Genomic DNA, 7,152 nt, shown 5'->3' on the forward strand with positions numbered 1-7,152 from the left:
CGAAGGGGCGCAAATAACGACTAAGCGCAGCTTACAAAAAAATGTTTTAAAAGGGTCACAGGGCGGAGCCCTCCACCCACCACGAGTTAGGGACCGCAGGTCCCTTTCTAAAAAGGGTGGGAAGCGGGGTATAAGGGTGCTAACAAACTACAAAAAATTAGGAGGTTTTAATATGAAAAAACATTTTCTACTATTTACCGTCTTTCTCATCGCAGGATTCGCATTTTCAATAACCCTTTTAAACGACATTTCCTACAATGTTGACATATCTTATGCAGCAACAGATGTGGAAAGGGTGTTAACAAATTATGGTATACAAGAAGGCTCCTATGTGGGGGATATAGACATTAGATTGGCTATACAAGAAATATTAAAATCAGGTTATTTTACCTCTGTATCTTACAATTTGGACGAAAATGGGAATCTGGAATTCATATTTAAGCCCAACCCTATTGTAACAAATTACGAAGTTGAGATCTTAGGTGATGAATTGATCGACAAAGAAAATATTCGTTCTTCGATCAGTTTAAATACCAATGTCCCTTTGAATCTAAACGATTTTCAAACCTCGATGAAAAATATACAAGATTTGTACATAAAAAACGGTTACCAATTCGTTGATATATACTCTAATCTAAAAATGTCTGGAGATGAGATCACCTTAGAGGCAACTGAGATAAACAATAAAGAATATTCATCAGATACCTTGGTTTTCATCGTTAAAGAGTATTCTCTTTGGGATTTAGAATTAAGGGGAGAATTATCTCAACTGGATAAAGAAAACATAAAGGAAAGAATCGGTTTTGATTTTAGAAAAGATTGGAATAGCAAATTCTTCTTGTTTAGACCCAACGCCAAAGAAACCTACCCAAGTTTTCAAAAGGTTCAGAATATATTGAACTCGTTAAATCAAATTCCGTTTTTCTCCGCTGACACGAATTTACGTTTCGAAGTAACCGAAATAGAAGAAAATAAAGGTGGAGAGTTATTACTGGTTTTAGAAGGCAACTTAAGAAAAATTGTTCCTCAAGAGCCAGTAGTAATAAACAAAATATCTTTTGTCGGAAATGAAAGTTTAGAAGACTTCAGATTGAATGAGGTTGTGAATGAGTTTGTTCCATTAGGAAACCCTGTGAGTAACTTAGACGTTCTTTACGCTTACGATAACCTCCAAAAGGTTTATTACGACAATGGATATATTTACACGTTAATTATCCCTAAATACCAAGATGATGAATTAATTTTCGAAATAACGGAACCTAAGGTTGGAGAGGTTGAAATAACTCAAGAGGCAACCGCTAAAACCCAACCGTACATAGTTGAGTCCTTAGTGAAGATAAAACCAGGCGAGGTTGTCAACCAGCAAAAATTACAAGATACCTACACATCCTTCATGGGAACAGGATTTTTCAAGATGTTATGATACAACCTATTCAGCAAGCCGAAGATGTAATAGGCTTTAGGATAACCCCCATAGAAAGCGAAAAACTCGGGAAATTAATGGGTGGTGTCACCTGGAGCTTACCAGAAGAAGGTCAAGAATGGTATCAAGGTTTTACGGGTCAGCTTGAGGTTCAGTGGTTAAATCCTTTTGGATACGGACAAACATTTTCTCTCAACTCAGATTTGAATCCTTTGGGGAATTACTACTCCTTTGGGTTCGATTACGATGTTATTAAGTTGGCTGGTAGTGATCTTGATTTAGGCGCCGGCATACATTATACGGTAAGCGGTGATGGAGAGTATTATTCGAACATCGGGGAAGATGCGACGAACTATCTGTCCTTATCTGTTGCTCCAAGATACAGTATACAAGATTTCTCTTATATAACAAGTTCCTTTACCTACAATAACTACAAATTATTGGATGAAAGTAATCTTAATCTACTTTCTGGTTCAATCGGGTATTTATACAATAGCTTAGACAGCCCTTATAGGCCTTATAATGGTCAATATTTCCAAATAAACGGTATCGGTGGGGTTGAAACAAGCAATGCCAATTACTATGTTGGTGCCAACACTGAAGGTAAACTGTTTTACAGTTTCTATAAATTCACATTGGGAAGTAGACTAAAACTGGGTACCGTCTATAATTCTAACATCGATTCTAACCTGCATTATCAGTACAATGTAGGAGGAATGTACTCTGTAAGGACTTCTGATTTTTACGAACAAGAAGGAGAAAATTTACTTTTATTCAACACAGAATTGGCTTACGAGCTTGCCACGGGTCAAGTCCCATTGGATCTCATTGCCTATTTTGATTACGGTAGCGCTCAAGATGACGTCAGTAACCTTATTGGTGGTGGTATCTTGTCTTTTGGTGGCGGATTAAGATTCACAATTCCTTTATTGGGTCAAATAGGCTTTGGGTATGGATGGGATGAGGCTTTACAAGGACAGGTCTGGTTCGGTTTTGGTCAGACATTTTAAATTTATGTTCCCTTAGGGGGAATTTATAATTGAATGAAATTTCTAATATCTTTTTAAAGTTTAAAAAGAACTGGAAGAAGTATGTTTTTCAAAGTTTATTGGCTACCATCACGATCTTTTTCATACTTTTGATTTTGAATGTTCAAGACAGGCCTATAATAGTTAGTTCGTTAGGGGCATCGACTTTCATAGTTTTTGCGATGCCAAAAAGTATGGTCGCTAAGGCTAGAAACTTGGTTGGTGGACATGCGGTAGGATTTATATGCGGAAGTATTTTTTCTCTTTTCCTTAACGGTAATTTCGTATTCTCTGATTTATCGTATGCCCTCGCCGTAGGTTTATCTATATTTCTTATGGTTGTCATTGATACAGAACATCCACCAGCTGCGGGTACAGCACTGAGTTTGAGTATAACAGGATTTAGTTTAAATGCATTTCTATCTGTTTTTATAAGTGTGGCAATCTTGGCGGTTGTCCATCATTTCCTAAAACCTTATATGATAGATTTAATTTAAAAAGAAATGGAAAAGTAACTTTTATTTATTCTTTGTGTTATTTCAATATGTTATCTTATAACAAAATTAATTATTTAAAGCGGAGGCGCAACCGAGAATAGTAACTTCTTCTTTTAAAAGAGGGAAATTTAGAAGAAGCGAAAGGCGAGGTTGCCGAAGAAGTAAGAAGAAAACCCTCATCTTCGGACTTCTGGGTATGTGGGGAATACCTGCATAACTGTCACGTGAAGAACGTGGAGAGCCGCTAAAAATGAGAAAAATATATTTTCTTATTATTAAGACCTCTCCACAGTGAGAGGTTTTTTGATTTTGGAGGTGCTTTTTTTGAAAGTTGGAGTTGTCGGAGCTACCGGTGAGGTAGGAAGAACATTTTTGAAGCTATTTGAAGAATACAAACTAATTAACGAAATTTCCGAATTACGGTTGTTTGCATCGGAAAGGTCTCAAGGGCAAGAGATCAAAGTAGGTTCTAAAAGATACACCGTGGAAAAGCTGCAAGAAGAGAGTATGAAAGAAAAGTTTGATTACCTTTTTTTCTCGGCTGGTGCCTCGGTGTCAAAAAAATTCGCCCCCATAGCGCAAGAATCAGGGAATGTCGTTATAGACAATTCTTCACAATTTAGGATGGACGAAAAGATTCCCCTTGTCGTTCCAGAGGTTAATGCAGAGTTGTTGAAAAATTACAGAGGAATAATTGCGAACCCTAACTGTTCAACCATTCAAATGGTTTTAGCCCTTAACGGCATACATCGTGAGTTGGGTTTAAAAGAAATAGTTGTTTCCACATATCAGGCGGTATCTGGGGCTGGAAACAAGGGCATAATCGAGCTTTTAAACCAAGAAAAAGGGATAAATGAAGTGAAACATTTTCCAAAGGTCATAAAGAACAACGTTATACCATTGATTGGTGAAAAAAAGGAAAACGGGCTTACTTTTGAAGAAGAAAAGATGATAAACGAAACTAGAAAAATTTTTTCTGACAAAGAAATTAAAGTATTCCCTACAACCGTTAGAGTGCCTGTACTCTACGGTCATTCCGAATCGGTTTTCTTCAGAACGAAGTTGGATTCTTCTGTTGATGAGATTATAAAATTGGTTGAATCGACTCCAAACGTCGAGTACAACGAGGAAAAAATTACTCCCATAGAAGTTGCGGGAAGTGATATTACATTTGTCTCTAGAATAAGAAAAATCGAAGAAAAAACCTTTTTGATGTGGGTTATAGCGGATAATATAAGAGTTGGTGCTGCTACCAATGCAATTAGAATACTTCAAAAACACAGGGAATTGAATTGAGGTGCGGGGTTTGAAAAAAGAACTTCCCTTTTCAGAGAAAGAGTTAAATAATCTATTAAAAAGCGTACAAACACCTTTTTATCTCTACGATGAAAAAGGTATAAGAAATAGAATAAGAACCTTAAAAGATGCCTTTTCTTGGGCTGATTTCAAAGAGTTTTTCGCCGTGAAGGCAACCCCTAATCCCCATATATTAAAGATCACAAAAGAAGAAGGTTGTGGAGTAGATTGCAGCTCAATGGCAGAACTGGTGGCAGCAGAAAAAAGTGGATTTGTGAATAACGAGATCCTATTTACATCCAACGATACCCCTTTGCAAGAGTATGAAAAGCTTTATCTTTAAACGCCATTTTGAATCTTGACGATGTAAGCCATATAGATTTATTAAAAGAAAAATATAAGTTGCCTGATTTGGTGTCCATCAGATACAATCCAGGCGGGGATTTTGGAAACGAGATAATAGGGAATTTAAAGGAATCAAAATTCGGAGTACCTAAAATGGATCTAATAAACGGATTCACCAGACTTAAAGATTATGGGGTTAAAAGATTTGGACTGCATGCGATGTTGATCTCAAACGAATTGAACCCTCAAAACATAATAAAAGTCGCCCAATTTCTTTTTGAAACCGCTGTGGAAGTGAATAAGAAATTAGGAATAGATTTTGAATTCATAAATCTCGGAGGCGGTTTTGGTATACCTTATAAACCCGAAGAAACGGAACTTGATATATACTACATCTCACGCCAAATAAAAAAATTGTATGAGAATATTTTACTGGAAAATGGGCTAAAACCTCCAAAGATATATATGGAGCACGGAAGATACATCACTGGACCTAATGGCTACTTAATAACAAAAGTCTTGCATATAAAAGAGTCCTACAAAAAATACGCTGGAATTGACGCTAACTCTGCAAACTTATTGAGACCCGCTATGTACAAGGCTTATCATCATATAACGGTTTTAAATAAAAACATTGATGAAAAAACAGAGTTGTACGATGTAGTAGGATCCTTGTGCGAAAATAACGACAAACTGGCAACAGATCGATTATTACCGGAATTAAAACGTGGAGACGTGCTGGTTTTTCATGATGTAGGTGCTCATGGATACTCCATGGGATATAACTATAATGGAAAATTAAGATCCGCTGAGTTTTTGTTCACCAAAGATGGAGAATTCAAAATGATAAGAAGAGCCGAAACGTTGGATGATTACTTTGCAACTTTGAAATAAAACTTTTAAGAAGGAGGAATTCTCAATGTTTAATGGTCTTGGAACAGCAATGATCACACCTTTCGACAAAGAATTGAACGTCGATTATAATTCACTAAGATCTTTTGTTAAATATCAGCTTGATAATGGTGTTGACAGTTTAATAGTTTTAGGAACTACGGGCGAAGCACCTGCTATTGAAGAAGAAGAAAGAGAAAAAATTGTCAACACGGTAGTAGAAATTGTCAATAAGAAAATTCCCGTTATTGTGGGAACGGGAACAAACAACGTGAATCATGTTTTGAAAAACAATAAAGTAGCTGAAAGTGCTGGTGCAGATGGTTTATTAATCGTTACCCCTTATTACAATAAAAGTACGCAAAAAGGATTGGTAGAGTATTTTAAGTACATCTCTGAAAGAACAACTTTACCAATAATAATGTACAACGTACCTTCAAGAACCGGCATGAATATACTCCCAGAAACAGTCGTTTCTATCCACGAAAACTGTAAAAACGTTATTGGAGTGAAAGAAGCTAGCGGTAATATATCTCAAATAGGAGAATTATTTTCTATAAAACCGGATTCTCTTAAGGTGTTTTCAGGAAACGACGATCAAGTCCTCCCTATAATGAGCTTAGGAGGAGATGGGCTTATCTCGGTTACGTCCAATGTTGCCCCCAGGCCTTTTGTTGAATTAACTCATAGCATTCTTAACAACGATTTAGAAAAGGCAAGAAAATTAAATAATCAATTTATGAAACTCAACAAACTTTTATTCAAAGAGGTTAACCCCATTCCTGTCAAATATGCCGTTTCTTTGTTAGGTTTATGTGAAAATGTCGTGAGATTACCATTGGTGAAAGCAAGTCAAGAAACAGAGAAACTTCTAAAAGAAGAGATGGAAAGGTTGGATCTAGTATGAAGATAGGTATAGTAGGATACAAAGGACGAATGGGAAAAGAGATAAAAGACCTCTTTGAGGAGAAGAACCATGAATTTGTCTGGGGATACGATAAAGATGGTGAGTATTTTCAAGAAAAACCCCAACTTATTATCGATTTTTCGCTTGCTGAGGCTTTTGAAAAAACAGAAGATTATGTGAATAAATTTAAAGTTCCATTGATCATTGGAACAACAGGACTTCAAGATGAACAAATTGAAGCTTTAAAAACTTTATCTAAAGACGTACCAGTAGTTCAAAGCTACAACTTTTCTATCGGCATACAATTATTTTTAAAGATGGCGGACTTTTTGAAAGATAAAATCGATGGATGGGATGTTGAGATAATAGAAACACACCATAGATTTAAAAAAGATAAGCCTTCTGGAACAGCCAAGATGATAAAAGAAAGCTTGGATAAAGATGTACCAATAAGCTCATTAAGATTGGGAAATGTAGCAGGGGATCATGTATTGTACATGGCGAACTTGGGCGAAGTTCTCAGTATTTCTCATAGGGCTTTATCAAGAAGAGCCTTCGCAGAAGGGGTCCTTAAGTCCGCAGAGTTTGTAACCAATAAAGAGAATGGGTATTTCACCTTTACCGACGTAATTTGAGCGGATCAGGTCACAGGGCGGAGCCATCCCCCTCCAGGTCTAAGGGACCGCAGGTCCCTTCCTTAAAATGGGCGGGCTGCGGGGCGAAGGGCGCTAAATAAAGATCTCTTTCCTTATGGGCGGCTGCGGG

General features: G+C 36.8%; 6 protein-coding genes, 1 pseudogene and 1 riboswitch. All 7 genes and pseudogenes read left to right on the forward strand.

Going from position 1 to position 7,152, the window contains the following annotated elements:
- Positions 1-172 precede the first annotated feature (172 nt).
- The 7 genes and pseudogenes from NAAC61_RS09420 to NAAC61_RS09450 all read left to right on the forward strand — a co-directional run bounded on the left by NAAC61_RS09420 (position 173) and on the right by NAAC61_RS09450 (position 7,022).
- Positions 173-1,423, forward strand: a complete 1,251-nt coding sequence (locus NAAC61_RS09420) for a POTRA domain-containing protein (RefSeq protein WP_202695872.1) — start codon at positions 173-175, stop codon at positions 1,421-1,423.
- The gene (locus tag NAAC61_RS09425) at positions 1,420-2,433 is read left to right on the forward strand and encodes a BamA/TamA family outer membrane protein (protein WP_202695873.1); all 1,014 of its coding nucleotides are present in this window, start codon (positions 1,420-1,422) and stop codon (positions 2,431-2,433) included. The genes NAAC61_RS09420 and NAAC61_RS09425 overlap by 4 nt, the downstream gene beginning before the upstream one ends.
- Positions 2,434-2,462: 29 nt before the next feature.
- Entirely contained in the window at positions 2,463-2,948 is a 486-nt protein-coding gene (locus NAAC61_RS09430; RefSeq protein WP_121958885.1) for an HPP family protein, read from the forward strand.
- Positions 2,949-3,020: 72 nt separating this feature from the next.
- Positions 3,021-3,200, forward strand: a riboswitch (Lysine riboswitch).
- Positions 3,201-3,272: 72 nt separating this feature from the next.
- Positions 3,273-4,244: an aspartate-semialdehyde dehydrogenase gene (locus NAAC61_RS09435; RefSeq protein ID WP_202695874.1), complete on the forward strand. Its 972-nt coding sequence runs from the start codon at positions 3,273-3,275 to the stop codon at positions 4,242-4,244.
- A gap of 1 nt (position 4,245) precedes the next feature.
- Positions 4,246-5,483: pseudogene (gene lysA / locus NAAC61_RS11145) on the forward strand (diaminopimelate decarboxylase).
- Positions 5,484-5,508: 25 nt separating this feature from the next.
- Positions 5,509-6,387: a 4-hydroxy-tetrahydrodipicolinate synthase gene (gene dapA / locus NAAC61_RS09445; protein ID WP_121958882.1), complete on the forward strand. Its 879-nt coding sequence runs from the start codon at positions 5,509-5,511 to the stop codon at positions 6,385-6,387.
- Positions 6,384-7,022, forward strand: coding sequence for a 4-hydroxy-tetrahydrodipicolinate reductase (locus NAAC61_RS09450; protein ID WP_121958881.1), 639 nt, complete (start codon positions 6,384-6,386; stop codon positions 7,020-7,022). Before dapA ends, NAAC61_RS09450 begins: the two co-directional genes overlap by 4 nt.
- The last annotated feature ends 130 nt before the right edge of the window (positions 7,023-7,152 follow it).

The sequence above is a fragment of the Petrotoga sp. 8T1HF07.NaAc.6.1 genome, assembly GCF_016772115.1.
Classification (GTDB): Bacteria; Thermotogota; Thermotogae; order Petrotogales; family Petrotogaceae; genus Petrotoga; species Petrotoga mobilis.

Bases quoted from the DNA above. Each gene is read 5' to 3' on its own strand.
- NAAC61_RS09450 (WP_121958881.1), top strand. From the start codon at position 6,384: ATGAAGATAGGTATAGTAGGATACAAAGGACGAATGGGAAAAGAGATA.
- dapA (WP_121958882.1), top strand. From the start codon at position 5,509: ATGTTTAATGGTCTTGGAACAGCAATGATCACACCTTTCGACAAAGAA.
- NAAC61_RS09425 (WP_202695873.1), top strand. From the start codon at position 1,420: ATGATACAACCTATTCAGCAAGCCGAAGATGTAATAGGCTTTAGGATA.
- NAAC61_RS09420 (WP_202695872.1), top strand. From the start codon at position 173: ATGAAAAAACATTTTCTACTATTTACCGTCTTTCTCATCGCAGGATTC.